Raw genomic sequence first — 16,269 nt, forward strand, 5'->3', positions numbered from 1 at the left:
CGATTTGCCCATGGTGTGTTTTACCTGTCGGCCTGTGAACGGTACGGTATGAACGAACGAGAAATGAATGCAGACGACGCGGCGACGCCGTCGAACGACGAGCCGCCGGCGCAAACGAACCACGACGATACCAGCGAAGCCGATGTGGATGCCGACGGCGACAGCCGCTCGCTCGGCGTTGGCGTCATCACCATCGCGACAGACAGAGCCATCGGGAACGATATCGCCGGCGAGACGATCATGAAGCTCCTGAAAAAAGACGATCACGAGATCGTCATTCGAGAGCACGTCGAAACCGATCACGACCAGGTTCAGTCGACTGCCTCGCGGCTGCTCGACCGCGACGACGTCGATATGATCGTCACCGGCGGCGCAACCAGTATCGAACCCGAAGACGTCACTATCGAGGCCGTCGAACCACTGCTCGAGAAGGAACTGACGGCGTTTAGCGAGCTGTTTACCACGCTATTGTACGACGAAATCGGCACCCGCGTCATCGGCGCGCGGACGATCGCGGGCGTCGCCGACGGCATCCCGGTCTTCTGTCTCCCAGGTAACGAACCTGCGGTTCGACTCGGCCTCGAGGGAATCATCTTGCCTGAGATCCACCAGCTTCTCGCACTCACTCGAGCAACCGATGACGAAGACGAACCCAGCTCGGACGACGAGGACGCCGATCTCGAAGCGGAGGCAGCCGACGGAGACGAAGCCGGCGTGAGCGCTGACGAGGCAGAAAACGGGGAAGAAGCCGACCGAGACGATTCCGAACACGGAGGACGCTGAGATGGGCGCTGCTGACGATCACCGGGACGAGCCCGCCGACAAAGCGACCGTTCGTGAGCGTCTCTGGGATGATCTCGAGGAGAGCGGCGAGGCCCGGTTTCCGTTCCCGCCACATGGCCGGATTCCGAACTTCGCCGGGGCGGACGAGGCAGCCGACCGACTCGCCACTCATCCCGAATGGCAAGCTGCCGAGACGATCAAGGCCAACCCCGACGCACCACAGCTGCCAGTTCGCCGACGAGCGCTCCGCGAGGGGAAGACGGTGTATATGGCTGTCCCACGGCTCGCAGACGAACAGTGTTTCCTGAAACTCGACCCCGACGACCTCGAGGACTACGACGCCGCAACCACGGTCTCGGGCTCGTCGAAACACGGCGAACAGGTCGGTCCGGACGCACTCGAGGAGATCGAGCTGATCGTCTCCGGCAGTGTCGGCGTCACCGACGACGGGGAGCGAATCGGGAAAGGCGAAGGCTACAGCGACCTCGAGTATGCGATTTTGCGCGGCCTCGGACTCGTCGATGCGGAGACACCGGTTGCGACGACGATCCACGAGCGCCAGCTGGTTGACGAGCCGGTTTCAATCGACGAGCACGACGTCTCGATGGATCTCGTCGTCACCCCCGAGCGGACGATTCGTCCCGACGATCACGAGCAGCCGACGGGAATCGACTGGGAACTCCTGACGGACGAGCGACTCGAGGAAATCCCGGTGTTACAGCGGCTTCGAGAACAGTAGTTGGTCGGTGAACGGATCCGTCCAAGGCGCGAAAAGACTCGCGCCCTGGGTGCCAACCGCAGGGTCCGACACAGGCTGGTGCAGGGGCCCGTGTCGGTACCGGGAAACGGAACGGTGTGGCAATGGTGGGGGAAGGGTGCTGTGGTGGGGTTGCTGGAAGTCACGGGAACAGGCAATGGATGCCTTGGTGGGGTTTGCCCGTCGACCTCCAGCAGGTGATAGCGCTGGAAGCTACTTCAACGGGGGAGACGGTATGAGATGCTTGGGCCGGATTCTCTCGAATTCAATCCGATTTTACTCGGCCGAATGTTTCCTCGAGAACGTTCATACTCCGAAGACACTCCATAATAAGCAGTTTCGAGAGACTGTTCAGTACACTATCATTCGACAGGCGTTCTCTCGGCGAAAAATCCGGTTCGCTGTCTGTCAGGGTTCGTGTCTTCGAGCCGGGTTCGGACACAGCCGGTCGTGCCCGCCACAATCGGCGTCGGGAAGCCGATCAGCTCGTCAACTCGTCGGCGACGACTGCGGCGTCCATCAGCTGTGGGTCGACGGCGAGGTCGAGCTGTCCTTTGATGAAATCCGGAATCGTCTCGCGAGCATACACGACCGTCCGAACGTCGTCGTTGAGATCACAGACGATCGGGATCGTCGTCGCCTCGCGGACATCAGTCAAGACGTACAGCTCCGCCTCGAGAGCACCGGCCTCCTCGAGCGTGGGTCGCGAGAGTACGCCCGTAACACGAGCGACATCGGCACCCGCGGCCTCGAGAGCCTCGGTAATCCCGTCTTCGTCCGGGCCGGCGACGATAGCGTCCATGCTCATTCGTACTCGATCGTTGCGGGTGGTTTGTGGGTTACGTCGTAGACGACGCGAGCGACGTTTTCGTGGCCACCGGTGATCCGGGACTGGATTCGCTGGAGGGTGTCCCAGTCGATCTCCTGGGCGCGGGCGGTCATGCCGTCGCGGCTCTCGACCGAGCGAACGGAGACGACCCAGCCGTGGACGCGATTGTCGCCTTTGACGCCCGTCGCCTTGCCGATGACGGCGGCGAGGGCTTGCCACGGCTCGTACTCCTCGAGTTCCTCCTCGACGACGTGACAGGCGAGGCGCGCGACCTCGAGTTTCTCCTCGGTCACTTCGCCGATGACGCGCACGGCGAGGCCGGGGCCGGGGAACGGCATCCGTTCGGCGACGATTTCGTCGAGTCCGAGATGGCGGGCGACCTCGCGGACTTCGTCCTTGTAGAGGTCACGGACGGGTTCGACGATGCCATCGAAGTCGACAACGTCCGGCAGGCCACCGACGTTGTGGTGGGATTTGATCCCGCCCTCGCTCTCGATGCGGTCGGGGTAGATCGTCCCCTGCACGAGGTAGTCTGCATCGGCGTCCGTTGCCTCGCGCTCGAACTCGCGGATGAACTGCTCGCCGATCACCGCGCGTTTCTCCTCAGGGTCGGTGACTCCCGAGAGCGCCTCGAGGAAGCGATCTTTGGCGTCGACGATCCGCAGCGACTCCATGTAATCGAACGTTTCGCGGATCTGGTCGGTCTCGCCTTTGCGCATCAGGCCCGTGTCGACGTAGACCGGGGTGAGCTGGTCGCCGATGGACTCGTAGGCCAGTGCGGCGGCGACCGAGGAGTCGACACCGCCCGAGAGGGCGATGACTGCGTTTGCGTCGCCGATTTCGTCTTCGATCTCTGCAACTGCCTCTGGAACGAACGTCTCAGTGTCTACCATTAGTGGGTTACCTCGGTTTCGGTGTCTGCGTCTGCGGATTCCTGTTCGGTGTCGTCGGCGCCGGTTGCACGCTCGAGGACGGCATCAACGAGGCCGACAAAGGGTGGGCTCGGCTGGCCAGGTCGGGACGTGTACTCGGGGTGGAACTGCGTCCCGAGGAAGTAGGGGTGGTCCTCGAGTTCTAAGATTTCCATCCGGTTGCCCGCCGTCCCAGAGAACGTCAGCGGTTCGTCCTCGAACTGGTCAAAGTAGTTGGGATTGACCTCATAGCGGTGGCGATGGCGCTCGGTACAGGAGGTGTCGTCGTAGAGGTCGTAGGCCAGCGTTTCCGGTTCGATGACGGTCGTGTGCTCGCCGAGTCGCATCGTGCCGCCCATGTCCTCGACTTCGTACTGTTCTGGAAGGATGTCGATGATCGGGTGTGGGGTGTCCTCGACCATCTCGGCCGAGTGGGCCCCCTCGAGTCCGAGTACGTGTCGGGCGTACTCGACGACGGCCATCTGGAAGCCAAGACAGAGACCCAAAAACGGAACGTCGTTTTCGCGGGCGTAGCGCACGGCTTCGATCTTGCCCTCGGAGCCACGCATCCCGAAGCCACCAGGAACGATGACCCCATCGACGTCCTCGAGTTGGCCGTCGTGGCCGTCGGCCATCTCGTCGGCTGACACCCAGTGGACGTTCACGTCGGCACCGAGTTCGAAGCCGGCGTGTTTAAGCGACTCGTGGATCGACATGTACGCGTCTTCTAAGTCGTATTTGCCGACCAGCGCGACGTCGACCGACTCGTCTTTCTCGGTCGTGACGATGTCGCGCCACTCGTTGGCGCGCTCGCCCCGTGGCAGTGCCTCGTCGGCGATTCCGAAGTGCTCTAAGACGTACTGGTCAAGTCCTTCTTCCTCGACCATCAGCGGGACGTGATAGACGTCTTCGACGTCCGGGTTCGAGAACACCGCCTCGGTCGGGATGTCACAGAACAGGGCGATCTTCTCTTTTGTTTCGGGGTCGAGTCGGTCCTCACAGCGCCCGACGATGATGTCGGGCTGGAGACCGATCGACCGGACCTCCTTGACGCTGTGCTGGGTCGGTTTGGTCTTCTGTTCGCCGTTTTTCGAGTACGGAACGAGGGTCACGTGCGTAAAGAGGACGTTCTCCTCGGGTTCCTCGTGAGCGAACTGGCGCAGGGCCTCGAGGTAGGGCATCCCCTCGATGTCGCCGACCGTGCCACCGACTTCGATGATACAGACATCGGTGCCTTCGGCGGCCTCGCGGATGCGCCGTTTGATGTCGTTGGTGATATGTGGGATGATCTGGACCGTCTTCCCGAGATAGTCGCCGGCACGTTCTTTCTCGATGACGTGCTGGTAGGTTTTCCCGGTAGTAATATTGTGGTCCGAGGTCATATCGATATCGAGGAACCGTTCGTAGTTCCCCAGATCGAGGTCGACCTCCCCACCGTCTTCTAAGACGTAGACCTCGCCGTGCTGGTAGGGATTCATCGTCCCTGCATCCACGTTGAGATATGGATCGATCTTGACCGCGGTAACATCGAATCCGGCGTTTTTCAAGAGCCGACCGGTGCTTGCGGCTGTAATCCCTTTCCCCAGTCCCGACATCACACCGCCGGTGACGAAGATGAACTTGCTCCCCAGATCGGGGTCATAATGAGTGTCCGATTCCGTCGGCATACCGAGTGTCCGTGTGAACGGTTGAAAACGATTTCGGGACCGGTCCGTCTCCGGCAACCGCTGTCATTCTCGCATATGACAGGTCCGAGAGCTGGACGGCCAGGTCGTGGTCCGAGTCCACATACGGCTCAAACGAGGCACTCGAGGTCGTGTTTCCGAACGTCGGATCGCGGCGACTGTGACGTCTCCCGACGCGGACTACGGCTCCTCATCTATGGTCGCCTGTGGATTCTCGTCTTGGACTTCGACGATCTCGGCCTGCGCGACGTGCTCGACGCCGCCGTCCATCCGGAACTGGATCGTTTGCCCGGGCAGATCCGGGTCATCCTCGTCAGTGGGTTCTTTCGGGACGGACACCGCAGTGACTCCCTCGACCGTGACGGTGCGACGCTGAATCGGATCACCCTCATGCTCGACAGTGTCCCACGTCTCGACACTGAGCTCGTCCATCTCCGTGCCGAAGTAGTCCTCCGCGTCCGGGTTCACCGTGTCTTCGGTCTGGGACTCGCCGGTCGTCCTGTTGTCGTCGAACTGAACCTCTTCGTGTTTGTACTGGCGGACATGTACGCGCATACTGGGTCCACCAGCATCACACAAGTAATCGTTTCAGTGGGAGACTCAACTAGTTTATAACCGACCGGCGTCTCGGACCGACTTCTCGCGGTACAGCGGCGCGCCGGCGCGGGCACAGGGCGCGACAGCCGTCGATTCGGGCCGACCACCCGTTGCTGACCCAGCCCTATTTATTATCATACACACAACCAATACGATACTGTGACGTCTCACGATCCCCGATCGGTCTCGGTCCCCAGTACCCCTGCCCCTGATCTCGGCTTCAAGGCTGGCTTCGGGTTCTATCTCGGGGTGATCGTCGCCGGCCTCACTGCGATCGGTGGCATCGTCGTGGACGCAGCGACGGCGACGATCCTCGCCACCGCACCGAGTACGCTGACGGCCGTCCTCCTGCTCGTCTTCATCTTCGGCCATCGGCTGCGTGGCCTTCCCGAACGAATCGGCCAGTCTCGCCGTCGACGGCTCGCGTGTTACCTCCCCGCGGTCGCGTTTGCGGCTGTGGCGGTCTTCCCAGCAGTGACGTCACTCGAGTCCACGGCCCGACTCGGGACACTCGCGATCGCACTCAGCCTACTCAGTGGGGCCGTCGCCGTCGGCGTTGCCCGAATGGCCCGAAACAGATACGTCGCCGCGATGACGCCCGACGAGCCGGTCACAACCTGGACGTACCACCACGCCGGCTACTGGACGAGTGAGTGGGTCGCCACCGGCGGGATGGCGCTGCTGGTCGTCTCCGGCCTCGCGCTGGCCTGGAACGGGAGCTGGATCGGCCTGCTCTGGGCAGGGTATGGACTCGTGTTCGTCCTCACGAGTCGCTTCGGCTGGTTCGACACCTGGTACGACATCGATCCGAGCGACCGCTGGAACGCGCCGTCGATCCGCGCCCACGCGGCCGGTCTCGTCCTCGAGCAGTCGTTTGCCACGAAACTCGTCCCCTGGGCTGCAATCACCGACATCTCCCTTACCGACGACGAACTCGTCCTCGAGCGCCGCTGGCGCGACATCCGCTGTGACCGCGCGGCGATCGACGACCCCGAAGCCGTCCTTGAGGGAATCAAACGCGCACGCGATGGACGCGAGCCATCGACCGACGCTCGAGTTGCACGAACAGATAACACGAAGTAGTGTCCGTGTGACGGCAGCGATATGACGGATCTTCGTGTCACCGTTGGTGATCGGGAGCTGGCAGCGACCTGGACCGACGACGCCCCGGAAACGAGGGCCGAACTCGAGGCCGCGTTGCCCGTCGGGGGCGATGGCACCCGCTGGGGCGACGAGCTCTACTTCGATCTCGCACTCGACGTGCCAGCCGAAAACGCCAGCGAGGTCGTTCCGGCGGGGGCGATCGCCTACTGGCCTGACGGCAACAAACTCTGTCTGTTCTGGGGCGAGACGCCAGCCAGCGTCGACGGCGAGCCGCGCGCTGCTGCGCCCGTTACCGTCGTCGCTCGGCTCGAGGACGTGTCGGCGCTCACAGCTCTCGAGGGTGGGGCGCGAGTGCGACTCGTGCGAGCGGAGTAACGCCGGATTCAGGTTCGATCACGCGGGATCGGTCCCGGCTTGGGCGTTCGATCGTCGGCGCTGGAGTAGACGATCCGCTGGGAAACGGCGAGTACCGCGAACAGTCCACCGGCAGCGAGAAACAGCGTCGGCGAACCGATCGCCAGCCCATAGACGAGCCCAGTTCCGAGAGCGATGTACGACACGACAAGGATCCAGACGAACTGAGTCATACGACTTACAGGCTCGCAGAGAGGTTAAGGGTAGCGACCGGTTCCGTGCCCATCAGCCGGCGACGATTGCTACTTGCCCCAGAAGGGATCACGACTGCGCTGTTTGTCAAGATACATGTTCAGCGCCTCGAGTTCGTCACCCGGAATCTCGCTTGCCAGCTCCTGCTCTAAGATTTTCGCGTGTTTCTCGGGGACTGCAGTCCAGAGTTCGTCGTCCTCTTCGATCTGGCGGCCGACAGTCGGGCCGTCGATGGCGACGCTCACACGGTTGCCGGCGCGGGCCTCGTCGACGTCTTCGCCCTGTTCCTGAATGCCTTTGACCTGGCCGACGCGTTCGGGCTCGTTGTTTTCGAACTTGACCACGTTGGCGTTGTTCTGGATCGTGCCCGAGTTCACTTCGACGCCGACGACTGCGGGGTCGTTCTGACGGAACGTGTGATCCGGCAGAATGCGGAATCGAGCGGGCCGGACGATGTTGTCGAGGATCGTATCCTGCTGGGCGCGCTCGAGTTCCTCGATGTGCTGTTCGTACTCCTCGATGAGCTGATAGATGACCTCGTCGGTGAACAGTTTCACGTCGTCGATCTCGGCGCGCTGTTCGGCATCGCTGAGCACGTCGACGTTGAAGCCGAGGATCGCCTGCTGTTTCGAGTCCTCGGCCGTCGAGGCGACCGAGATGTCACGCGGAGCAATGTCGCCGACCTCCGCGCGGACGATCGGCACCTCGGCTTCGTCTAGGGCGTCGGCCATCGCCTCGAGACTGCCGAGCGTGTCGGCTTTGACGACGACGCCTTGCTCTTCGGTGTCGACGGCGATATCTGCGAGTTCGGCCTCGACCTCGGCGACGACGTCCTCGAGGGGACGATCGCGGACGACCCGAACTGGTGCGCCAGCCATTGCATCGGCGAGGTCAGGTGCGGCGACTTTGATCCCGGATGCAGCCGACACCTCGTCAACTTTCTCGAACCGGCTCTCGGTTCGAATCTCCGCGAGTGGACGGGGCTGGAGCAGCGCCCGAACCTCGGTGACGATGGGCTTGTTCATCCCGCCGACGACGATCGTGTCGTCTGCTCTGATCGTCCCGTCGTAGAGGACGGTGTCGATGGTCGTCCCGAAGCCTTTCTCCTCTTTGACCTCGAGGACGGTGCCGACGCCGGGGCCGGCGACGTCGATCTCCATCTCTTCTTTCATGTAGCGCTGGGAGAGCCCCATCATCACGGTCAGCAGGTCGGGGACACCCTCGCCGGTCATCGCCGAGACGGGGACGACGCCGACGTTGCGCTGGAAGTTCTGGACGCGCCAGTAGAGGTCGGCGGAGAAGCCCTCATCCGAGAGGTTGCCGATGATCTTATAGAGATTTTCGTCAAGTCGCTTTCGAACGCGGTCCGACTGGGACTCGTAGGTGTCGTTGATCGGGGAGTCCTCGTTGACGTTCCAGCCGGGGACGGTGTCGATCTTGTTCGCGGCGACAATAAACGGCGTTTCGGAGCGTTTGAGGATTTCGAGGGCCTCGAGCGTCTGGGGCTGGAAGCCGTCGTTGACGTCGACGACGAGGATCGCGATGTCGGCGAGTGCGCCACCACGAGAACGAAGCGTCGTAAAAGAGTGATGACCTGGCGTATCGATAAACAACAGGCCGGGGAGATCGAAGTCGTCCGGGTCGACGAGGTCGCCGGCGATCGTGGAGATGATATCCAGCGGCACGGCGGTTGCGCCGATGTGCTGGGTAATCGCCCCTGCTTCGCCCTCGATAACTGCTGAGCCGCGGATTTTATCGAGGAGACTGGTCTTACCGTGATCGACGTGTCCGAGTACAGCGACGATCGGTGTTCTGAGAGATGTGGGGTCGCGCGTATCCGTATTCGACATGGTGAACCACCCGAGAAGGTCTTATCTAAAGCGTCCGCAGGACGGTAGTTAAACCCATCGTCATCCACGTTCGGAGAGCCCGTGGTTTTTAATACCGATTAGTAAATACGAGTATGCATGAGCGATATACTCGCTGAAAACCTCTCGGGGAAATCCGTCATGGGTTCCGACGGCGTCGAACTGGGACTGCTTTACAACATCACGATGGACATCAAATCGGGTAAGCTACACGATCTCGTCATCGATCCTGACGAAGAGCTGCCAACCCGAGCAGTCGATTTTGATGTCGACGAGGCTGGTCGATTCCTCGTGCCTGTCAACCGCGTTCAGGCGGTGAAAGATTACATTGTCGTCCAGCGCTAACGGTATGTACGTTCTTGACTCCTCGGCGTTTATTCACGACTTTCATACGACAGAACAGACTGCAACGATCCCACTCGTCCGCGAGGAACTCGAGGACGAGAGCGCCTATCGCTACGATGCGATGGAAGGCTCGGGGATGCACATTCACATTCCGAACGAGGACACCACCGAACGAGTCAGACGGGCGGCCAAAGAGTCGGGTGACCTCGATGTGCTCTCGAACACCGACATTCGCCTCGTCGCCGCGAGTTTCGAACTGGATGCGACGCTCGTCACCGACGACTATGCGATGCAGAACGTCGCCGAGAAACTCAACGTCACCGTCGAAGTGATCGCTCGAGAGGGAATCGACGAACAGCGCCACTGGCAGTATCAGTGTCAGGGCTGTGGTCGGGAGTACGACGAGCATAAAGATCGCTGTCCGATCTGTGGCTCCGATCTGGCGCGCAAGAACCCGACGTAACGCTGTCGCGACTTTCATAGGGTCTGTTGTACCGATTTGCCGGCGCGGCCGCGAGCCATCCTGCGGTCGCGCCAGGACTGACGGACGGCAGACCGTATCAGACGATTATCATCAGAACGACGACTGCGTTGTACAGACCGTGGACGAGCGCCGGGACCAGCAAGTTCGCCGTTCGAACGTAGAGCACGCCGAGGATCATCGAGAGCACGAACAGCAGCGAGAGGCTCGCGAGTATCTGTCCTGCACCCGCAGTCGCATACGCCGCGATGTGGACGAGCGTGAACACGACGCTTGCGACGACGACAGCGCCGTATCGTGAAAACGTTCCATAGAGGGATTTCTGGATGATGTTTCGATAGAGCAGTTCCTCGAACGGGCCGACGATGAACACCATCGCCGGGACGATGACGAACAGCAGCTCGGGCTGGTCGATCACATCCTGTGTCAGGGAGTGACTCGAGCCCTCGATCCCGGCGGCACTCATCAGCGATGAGATCGCCAGATTCACCCCGAAAATCAGCCCCAGACCGAGGACGATCCAACCGACCGTCCAGCGAGTGGGCGTCTCGAGGTCGATAAACGACAGATCGTGGTCGCGAAACGCCAGATAGCCCGCCGCGACCGCGCCCAGCCCGAGGCCGAAAGAGAGATACTCGATCAGCCGTCCCTGGAGCGCCGAGAGCTCAGCCCCCGTCAGAACGACCGGAAGCGAGAGGAACAGCTGTGCGATCGAAATTCCGAACAGCCCGATCACGCCGAGAACGAGCAACTCGAGTGAAAGCGCCAGCCGACGGTACAGCCCTCGACCGGAGACGCCCGCGAACTCCGCGACGCCGAGGCCGACGGTGCCAGCGCCGACGAAAAACGCCAGAAAGAGCAGCGAGATCGACCACTCGAGGCCCGGAACAACGACTGAGCCGTACACCCCCTGTGTGATCGCATACCCCGACAGGACGACGACGAGCAGACTCGAGCCGGCAGCAACCGGGCCGGCGATGCGGCGCTCGATGAGTTCGTGCCGGCGTGTGAGAAACAGCCCTGTCGTGAGGAGGGCTCCGACCGCGGCGATCCAGAGCGCCAGTTCGTCGGTCCCAGCGCGAGCGGGAATCGCCAGTGCAGCGGCAGTGAGAGCGGCGAGGACGGTGCCGACCGTCGGGACGACAGCCGACGACAGTGGGTCGCCATCGTCCTCGCCCTCGACGGCCTGTGCAGTGTCGCTCATACGTTGCTGTTCGCGTGCGTGCTCATAGGCCCACCGCAACCGAACGACCAAGTGCCGCTCGAGCCGGCGTCGTAGCGAACGAACAGTCAACAGGATACTGCGTCGCTACCGTTCGACGCGAAGCGACGTCTTCTCGGCGACGGCCTCGGCTTCCTCGAACTCGCCGCCACCGAGCAAGCCACGAGTTGCCTTTTTGGCCCACTCGACGGCAGGCTGTTCGAACGTGTTGACAGCGTAGAGTTCACCCGCGAGCACGCAGGCAGCCTCCAGCCCATAGAGCAGCCCACCAAGCTCGTACTCGTCGACACGCTCGAGTTCGAGCCGGACGTTCGGGCGGCCGGCCGCCGCGAGGCTGGCTTCGGTCGCCTCGAACTCGGCCTCGAGCAGCTCGCCGAGTGTCGAATCGCCGAGATAGGCGAGGTCCTCGACGTCGGTCTCGGGGATCGCTCGATCCGCGGTCTCGCCCGGCGAGACGAACGTGACGAGCTTGTCCCGCGGCCCGGCACGATACAGCTGCAGTTGGGAGTGTTGGTCGGTGACACCGAGTGCACGCACCGGCGTCTGGCCGAGGTCGTCCTTGCCGAGGCTCTCGGCCCACAGCTGTGCGAACCACTCGGCGGCGGTCTCGAGCGACTCCGCGTACGGAACCATCGCGTTGATCCCGGCACCGCGCTGGTCTAAGGCGTAGGTCGTCGCGCCGTAGGCGTAGGCCGGACACTCGAACAGCGAGCCTGACAGCGTCTCAGCTTCCGCAGCGGCCCCTTCGAGAAGCGCCTCGAGGTCGTGGCCACAGACTTCTGCGGCGACCAGCCCGACTGCAGAGAGCGCCGAGAACCGGCCCGGAACCCCGTCGGGGACTTTCAGTGAGGGGAGGTCGTGGCGATCGGAGAGATCACGCAGCGGGCCGGCGTCGCCGGTCGTCACGATCGTTCGCTCGGTCCAGTCGACACCGGCCGACTCGAATTCGTCCCGAACCACGAGGAAGTTCGCCAGCGTCTCCGCCGTCGTCCCCGACCGCGAGACGACGTTGATCGCCGTGTTCTCGAGGTCGAGTCGATCGAGGTGGCTCGATACCCATTCGGGATCGACGTTGTCCAGATAGACGGCCTCGGTGTCGCTTTCGTCGGCAAGCGCGTTCGTGATCGTCGCCGCACCGAGTGCACTGCCGCCGATGCCGACCGTAATGAGGGCGTCAGCGTCGGCGACCGGCTCGACGGCGGTACGGATCTCGTCGGGGTCCGTTCGATGCGGGAGGTTCAGCGCCTCGTAGCCGTGTTCGTGATTGTCCATGCCGCGTTCGATGCGCTCGTGGGCGTCTGCAACTTGTGTGTCCAGTCGCTCGAGGGCGGCTCTCGAGACGCCCGGCGAGGCGACCGATGCCAGTGCGTTACCGATATCGACGTGCATACGAGAGCAGGCGACCGCCGGCGCTAAAGGCGTTCCGTCACGCAGTCAGACAACGGCAAAAAACGACCCGAAATCAAAGTGGGTTACTTGTCCGATTCGTCGCCGTCGACGTCGACCTCTACGATGTCGACCGCCGATTCGTCGCCGTCGGCGGGTGCAGCCGCCTCACGAGCACGCTCCTCGAGCGCGAATCCGGCAATACCAGCGACGATCATACCGATTCCGACTGCACGGGTGCTGCGGACGTACCACGGTTTCGGCTCCAGTTCGGAGACGTTCTCGAAGCCGCGCTTCCAGCAGTTCAGTGACAGCGACAGGCTCCGTTTCGGGGCCAGCGCCGTGAGGAGTCCGTACAGTGCACTCGAGGCATAACAGAGTTTCAGCAGTTTCGAACAGACCATGCAGAAGATACTCAGATCCGACCCATAAGAGTGGTTTCGGTCCCCGTCGACTGGGAACCATCACGCGGACGAGTCGACCGAAAGGCGAAACCCCGAAACCCGTCCTGTGCGTACGACCCGATATGACCGAGAAGACGGGCACATTTGTCGTCACCCACGCCGAGGCCGACTCGGCCGTCGTCCGTGACGTTGAGACTGCACAAGTACACACGCTGTCGTCGAATCCCGACCTCGAGATCCACGACGTCCTCGAGGCGACCGTCGCGCCGGAGCCGCCGCTCGAAGTCACGTGGCAGCTCGTCGACGTCGAGGACAGACGCACGATCGAGTTGGTCGACAGCGACCTCGAGCCGACCCAGCACGCAAAGGAACTGGCAGCAGACGCCGAGGTCGGCGATCTGATTCAGGAAGAGCGGGCCGGAACCGGCGAGATTCATATCTTCTGTGTCCCTGCTGCCGACGTGGAAGCAGCGGCCACGGACGTCCTCGAGGACGAGGAGACGATCGCTCGAGCGGCACGCCTCGAGGCGGTCCGCGTCGAGGTCCGTCAAGCAGTCGACGACGGTGTATTGAGCGTCCGCTACCTGCCGGACTGAGTGTGCCAGGTCAGACGGGTTCATGTATGGTTCGATCGTCGTTTCGAGCCGATTCGAACGATAGCTCCCGTAATCGGGCTCAACAGGCTTCAACCCGTCGCATTTCTTGATATAATTCGTTTCAGAACATGCTGTAGAAATTGAGAAGGCTTACACGGGCTGACAGCCAGTGGTCGGATATATGGGGTATTTCGACGTACCGGAGATCAATTACACCCGGTACAGCAACCGCCAACTCGCGGCGGTACCGCTTGCGGTTCTTGCGGTTGCACTGCTCGTCCTCACTGGTTCGTTTCTCGTGACAGGAACGCCAGTCCAGCTGGGGATGGACTTCGCTGGCGGCTCGGAGCTGACCGTCCAGACGACCTCCTCAGAGGAGGAAATCGCGAACGCATTCGACGAAGAGCCCGAGTCAGTGCAGGCAGTTACAGCGCCCGATACGGACAACCAGTACATCATTCAGTTCACCTCGACCGATCTCTCGAGTCTCACTGAGCAAGCCGAACAGAACCTCGAGCAAGACGGCGATGCCGATATCGTCCAGCTCGAGTCGACGGTCTCCGAAAGCTTCGGCTCACAGACCCAGCAAACCGCCCTGCTTGGGATCGCCGTTGCATTCCTCGGTATGAGTGTCCTCGCGTTCTTGCTGTTTCGGACGTTCGTCCCGTCGATCGCGATCGTCGTCTCGGCGTTTTCGGACATCGTGATTCCGCTCGCCTTTATGGCGATTACCGGTATCTCGCTCTCGCTGGGAACCGTCGCCGCTCTGTTGATGTTGATCGGCTACTCGGTCGACTCGGACATCCTGTTAAACAACCACATCCTTCGGCGTGGCGGTGACTTCTATGAAAGTACCAACCGTGCGATGGAGACTGGTGTGACGATGACGGTGACCTCGATGACGGCGATGCTCGTAATGGGTATTTCGGCGTGGTTGTTCGGCGTCGAACTGCTGGCATCGATCGGGATCATCCTCTTCGTTGGGCTCGCAGCCGACCTGATGAACACGTATATGCTCAACCTGAGTTTGCTTCGATGGTACAAGTTTGAGGGGGTCCGATCATGATGGGGCCAATAAGTTTCATCAAGGAGTACTGGCGGATCCTCCTGTTAGTGACCTTCGTCGCCGGTGCACTCGTTGCCCTGTTCATTCCGGGCGGCATCATGGCCGACGACAGCCTCGTCGAAGACGACGAGATCGACGACAACCCGACGAACATCGAGTACGGGCTCGGTCTCGACGGCGGGACACGGATTAGCGCGCCCGTGATCGGGATGACCGCCGAGGACATCGACGCAGGCGCTGTCAACGAAGAAGACGGCTCCGTCGACCGAGAACGGCTCACCGAGATCGAGAACACGTTGTACGACAACGACGAGTTCGAACTCGAGACGGGTGACGCACGCGTCAGTGTCGACGACAGCGGCAACGTCCACGCCGAAATCTTCGACCCCGACGTGACCGAAGCGCAGTTCGCTGCGGCACTCGGCGAAGCGGGCGTCGACGTCGACCCCGATGACATTCGTAACGGAGTCACGGAGGAGACACGAAACCAGATCATCGAGACGATCGACTCGAGGATCAACGCAGCCGGACTCTCCGGTGGCTCCGTCTACGACTCGGCCAGACTCGGCGGCGAGTACTACATCGTCACCGAAGTGCCGGATATGGACCCCGACGAACTTCGCGAGTTGCTCTCCGAACGCGGGATCGTCGAAGTGGTCGCATATCACCCAGATGAAAACGGCACACAGCAAAACGAGACGGTGCTGACCGGCGCCGATATCGCAACGGTCGATCCGCCAGAGCCCGACGAGCGAGGGTCCGGGTATGTCGTCCCGGTCGCCGTCGACAGCAACGCCGCACCCGGATACCAGGACCGGATGAACGAGCTCGGCTTCACCGGTGAAGGAGTCCAACAGTGTTCGCTGCGTGGTGACGGTGAGACGATTGAGTTCGATCACGAGGGCGAAGAGTACTGTCTGCTCACCGTCGTCGACGGCGAGGTCGTCGACGCTCACAGCATGGGGCCGTCTCTCGCGAGTAACATGGCCGACGGAAGCTGGGCAAACGATCCGAGCTTCCAGATGGGTGCCCAGACCCAACCGCAGGCCCAGTCACTCTCTGTGAACCTCCAGTCTGGAGCGATGCCTGCAACGCTTGATTTCAGCCAGGACGAGACCTACTCGCTGTCGCCCGCACTCGCCGACCAGTTCAAGCTCTACTCGCTGCTGATCGGCGCGCTATCGGTGTTGACCGTCAGCGGAATGGTCTTCCTGCGCTACCGGGATATCCGGGTCGCCTCACCCATGGTCGTCACCGCGATGGCAGAGGTGGTGATCCTGCTCGGCTTCGCGGCGCTGATACGCATGCCGCTTGATCTCTCCCACGTCGCCGGATTCATCGCGGTCGTCGGGACGGGGGTGGACGACCTCATCATCATCGCCGACGAGGTGATGGACGACGGCGACGTCAACTCCCAACGGGTGTTCGAATCCCGCTTCCGCAAGGCGTTCTGGATCATCGGCGCTGCCGCAGCGACGACGATCATCGCCATGTCGCCACTGGCCGTGTTGAGCCTCGGCGATCTGCGCGGGTTCGCGATCATCACCATCCTCGGCGTGCTGATCGGAGTGCTCATCACCCGGCCCGCCTACGGTGACATCCTCCAGCGGCTGATGACCGACAAGTAAT

18 protein-coding genes are annotated in these 16,269 nt (G+C 62.0%); 9 read left to right on the top strand and 9 right to left on the bottom strand.

Going from position 1 to position 16,269, the window contains the following annotated elements:
• Nucleotides 1-48 precede the first annotated feature (48 nt).
• The gene (locus DV706_RS03495; protein WP_006066527.1) at nucleotides 49-783 is read left to right on the top strand and encodes a MogA/MoaB family molybdenum cofactor biosynthesis protein; all 735 of its coding nucleotides are present in this window, start codon (nucleotides 49-51) and stop codon (nucleotides 781-783) included.
• A 1-nt stretch (nucleotide 784) separates the two neighbouring features.
• Nucleotides 785-1,522 (top strand): 5-formyltetrahydrofolate cyclo-ligase, encoded by a 738-nt coding sequence (locus tag DV706_RS03500; protein WP_006066526.1) that lies wholly within the window; start codon nucleotides 785-787, stop codon nucleotides 1,520-1,522.
• Nucleotides 1,523-2,021: 499 nt separating this feature from the next.
• Here DV706_RS03500 and DV706_RS03505 read toward each other — a convergent pair whose 3' ends face one another.
• The 4 genes from DV706_RS03505 to DV706_RS03520 form a co-directional block, all read right to left on the bottom strand.
• The gene (locus DV706_RS03505; protein ID WP_049889817.1) at nucleotides 2,022-2,348 is read right to left on the bottom strand and encodes a DUF7126 family protein; all 327 of its coding nucleotides are present in this window, start codon (nucleotides 2,346-2,348) and stop codon (nucleotides 2,022-2,024) included.
• A complete protein-coding gene (gene guaA / locus DV706_RS03510; RefSeq protein WP_006066524.1) occupies nucleotides 2,345-3,262 on the bottom strand; it encodes a glutamine-hydrolyzing GMP synthase in 918 nt (305 codons plus the stop codon). The genes DV706_RS03505 and guaA overlap by 4 nt, the downstream gene beginning before the upstream one ends.
• The gene (pyrG, locus tag DV706_RS03515; protein WP_006066523.1) at nucleotides 3,262-4,947 is read right to left on the bottom strand and encodes a glutamine hydrolyzing CTP synthase; all 1,686 of its coding nucleotides are present in this window, start codon (nucleotides 4,945-4,947) and stop codon (nucleotides 3,262-3,264) included. The genes guaA and pyrG overlap by 1 nt, the downstream gene beginning before the upstream one ends.
• A gap of 198 nt (nucleotides 4,948-5,145) precedes the next feature.
• A complete protein-coding gene (locus DV706_RS03520; RefSeq protein WP_006066522.1) occupies nucleotides 5,146-5,520 on the bottom strand; it encodes a hypothetical protein in 375 nt (124 codons plus the stop codon).
• Nucleotides 5,521-5,721: 201 nt separating this feature from the next.
• Here DV706_RS03520 and DV706_RS03525 point away from each other — a divergent pair, with 201 nt between their 5' ends.
• Both DV706_RS03525 and DV706_RS03530 read left to right on the top strand, forming a co-directional pair.
• A complete protein-coding gene (locus DV706_RS03525) occupies nucleotides 5,722-6,645 on the top strand; it encodes a PH domain-containing protein (RefSeq protein WP_006066521.1) in 924 nt (307 codons plus the stop codon).
• 21 nt (nucleotides 6,646-6,666) lie between these two features.
• The gene (locus tag DV706_RS03530; protein ID WP_006066520.1) at nucleotides 6,667-7,041 is read left to right on the top strand and encodes a cyclophilin-like fold protein; all 375 of its coding nucleotides are present in this window, start codon (nucleotides 6,667-6,669) and stop codon (nucleotides 7,039-7,041) included.
• A gap of 8 nt (nucleotides 7,042-7,049) precedes the next feature.
• Here the strand turns inward: DV706_RS03530 and DV706_RS03535 are convergent, their stop codons facing one another.
• The gene (locus tag DV706_RS03535; protein WP_006066519.1) at nucleotides 7,050-7,253 is read right to left on the bottom strand and encodes a hypothetical protein; all 204 of its coding nucleotides are present in this window, start codon (nucleotides 7,251-7,253) and stop codon (nucleotides 7,050-7,052) included.
• Between the two features lie 69 nt (nucleotides 7,254-7,322).
• Nucleotides 7,323-9,122 carry a translation initiation factor IF-2 gene (gene infB / locus DV706_RS03540; protein ID WP_006066518.1) on the bottom strand — a complete coding sequence of 600 codons (1,800 nt, stop codon included), beginning with the start codon at nucleotides 9,120-9,122 and terminating at the stop codon, nucleotides 7,323-7,325.
• A gap of 117 nt (nucleotides 9,123-9,239) precedes the next feature.
• On the opposite strand from infB, the gene DV706_RS03545 reads away from it, so the two are divergent.
• Entirely contained in the window at nucleotides 9,240-9,485 is a 246-nt protein-coding gene (locus DV706_RS03545; protein ID WP_006066517.1) for a PRC-barrel domain-containing protein, read from the top strand.
• Nucleotides 9,486-9,489: 4 nt separating this feature from the next.
• A complete protein-coding gene (locus tag DV706_RS03550; protein ID WP_006066516.1) occupies nucleotides 9,490-9,948 on the top strand; it encodes an NOB1 family endonuclease in 459 nt (152 codons plus the stop codon).
• 97 nt (nucleotides 9,949-10,045) lie between these two features.
• On the opposite strand, the gene DV706_RS03555 is transcribed toward DV706_RS03550, so the two are convergent.
• From DV706_RS03555 to DV706_RS03565, 3 genes are all read right to left on the bottom strand, one after another.
• On the bottom strand, nucleotides 10,046-11,170 hold the full coding sequence (locus DV706_RS03555; protein WP_006066515.1) for a CPBP family intramembrane glutamic endopeptidase: 1,125 nt from the start codon (nucleotides 11,168-11,170) through the stop codon (nucleotides 10,046-10,048).
• Nucleotides 11,171-11,275: 105 nt separating this feature from the next.
• Nucleotides 11,276-12,577 (bottom strand): glucose-6-phosphate isomerase, encoded by a 1,302-nt coding sequence (locus DV706_RS03560; RefSeq protein ID WP_136350789.1) that lies wholly within the window; start codon nucleotides 12,575-12,577, stop codon nucleotides 11,276-11,278.
• Nucleotides 12,578-12,660: 83 nt separating this feature from the next.
• Nucleotides 12,661-12,978, bottom strand: a complete 318-nt coding sequence (locus DV706_RS03565; protein WP_006066513.1) for a hypothetical protein — start codon at nucleotides 12,976-12,978, stop codon at nucleotides 12,661-12,663.
• Nucleotides 12,979-13,100: 122 nt separating this feature from the next.
• Here DV706_RS03565 and DV706_RS03570 point away from each other — a divergent pair, with 122 nt between their 5' ends.
• From DV706_RS03570 to DV706_RS03580, 3 genes are all read left to right on the top strand, one after another.
• Nucleotides 13,101-13,574 carry a DUF5812 family protein gene (locus DV706_RS03570; RefSeq protein ID WP_006066512.1) on the top strand — a complete coding sequence of 158 codons (474 nt, stop codon included), beginning with the start codon at nucleotides 13,101-13,103 and terminating at the stop codon, nucleotides 13,572-13,574.
• A 181-nt stretch (nucleotides 13,575-13,755) separates the two neighbouring features.
• A complete protein-coding gene (secF, locus tag DV706_RS03575; RefSeq protein WP_006066511.1) occupies nucleotides 13,756-14,640 on the top strand; it encodes a protein translocase subunit SecF in 885 nt (294 codons plus the stop codon).
• On the top strand, nucleotides 14,640-16,268 hold the full coding sequence (locus DV706_RS03580) for a preprotein translocase subunit SecD (RefSeq protein ID WP_006066510.1): 1,629 nt from the start codon (nucleotides 14,640-14,642) through the stop codon (nucleotides 16,266-16,268). The genes secF and DV706_RS03580 overlap by 1 nt, the downstream gene beginning before the upstream one ends.
• Nucleotide 16,269 lies beyond the last annotated feature (1 nt).

The sequence above is a fragment of the Natronorubrum bangense genome, from assembly GCF_004799645.1.
Taxonomy (GTDB): domain Archaea; phylum Halobacteriota; class Halobacteria; order Halobacteriales; family Natrialbaceae; genus Natronorubrum; species Natronorubrum bangense.

Bases quoted from the DNA above. Each gene is read 5' to 3' on its own strand.
- DV706_RS03495 (WP_006066527.1), top strand. From the start codon at position 49: ATGAACGAACGAGAAATGAATGCAGACGACGCGGCGACGCCGTCGAAC.
- DV706_RS03500 (WP_006066526.1), top strand. From the start codon at position 785: ATGGGCGCTGCTGACGATCACCGGGACGAGCCCGCCGACAAAGCGACC.
- DV706_RS03505 (WP_049889817.1), bottom strand. From the start codon at position 2,348: ATGAGCATGGACGCTATCGTCGCCGGCCCGGACGAAGACGGGATTACC.
- guaA (WP_006066524.1), bottom strand. From the start codon at position 3,262: ATGGTAGACACTGAGACGTTCGTTCCAGAGGCAGTTGCAGAGATCGAA.
- pyrG (WP_006066523.1), bottom strand. From the start codon at position 4,947: ATGCCGACGGAATCGGACACTCATTATGACCCCGATCTGGGGAGCAAG.
- DV706_RS03520 (WP_006066522.1), bottom strand. From the start codon at position 5,520: ATGCGCGTACATGTCCGCCAGTACAAACACGAAGAGGTTCAGTTCGAC.
- DV706_RS03530 (WP_006066520.1), top strand. From the start codon at position 6,667: ATGACGGATCTTCGTGTCACCGTTGGTGATCGGGAGCTGGCAGCGACC.
- DV706_RS03535 (WP_006066519.1), bottom strand. From the start codon at position 7,253: ATGACTCAGTTCGTCTGGATCCTTGTCGTGTCGTACATCGCTCTCGGA.
- infB (WP_006066518.1), bottom strand. From the start codon at position 9,122: ATGTCGAATACGGATACGCGCGACCCCACATCTCTCAGAACACCGATC.
- DV706_RS03545 (WP_006066517.1), top strand. From the start codon at position 9,240: ATGAGCGATATACTCGCTGAAAACCTCTCGGGGAAATCCGTCATGGGT.
- DV706_RS03550 (WP_006066516.1), top strand. From the start codon at position 9,490: ATGTACGTTCTTGACTCCTCGGCGTTTATTCACGACTTTCATACGACA.
- DV706_RS03555 (WP_006066515.1), bottom strand. From the start codon at position 11,170: ATGAGCGACACTGCACAGGCCGTCGAGGGCGAGGACGATGGCGACCCA.
- DV706_RS03560 (WP_136350789.1), bottom strand. From the start codon at position 12,577: ATGCACGTCGATATCGGTAACGCACTGGCATCGGTCGCCTCGCCGGGC.
- DV706_RS03565 (WP_006066513.1), bottom strand. From the start codon at position 12,978: ATGGTCTGTTCGAAACTGCTGAAACTCTGTTATGCCTCGAGTGCACTG.
- DV706_RS03570 (WP_006066512.1), top strand. From the start codon at position 13,101: ATGACCGAGAAGACGGGCACATTTGTCGTCACCCACGCCGAGGCCGAC.
- secF (WP_006066511.1), top strand. From the start codon at position 13,756: ATGGGGTATTTCGACGTACCGGAGATCAATTACACCCGGTACAGCAAC.
- DV706_RS03580 (WP_006066510.1), top strand. From the start codon at position 14,640: ATGGGGCCAATAAGTTTCATCAAGGAGTACTGGCGGATCCTCCTGTTA.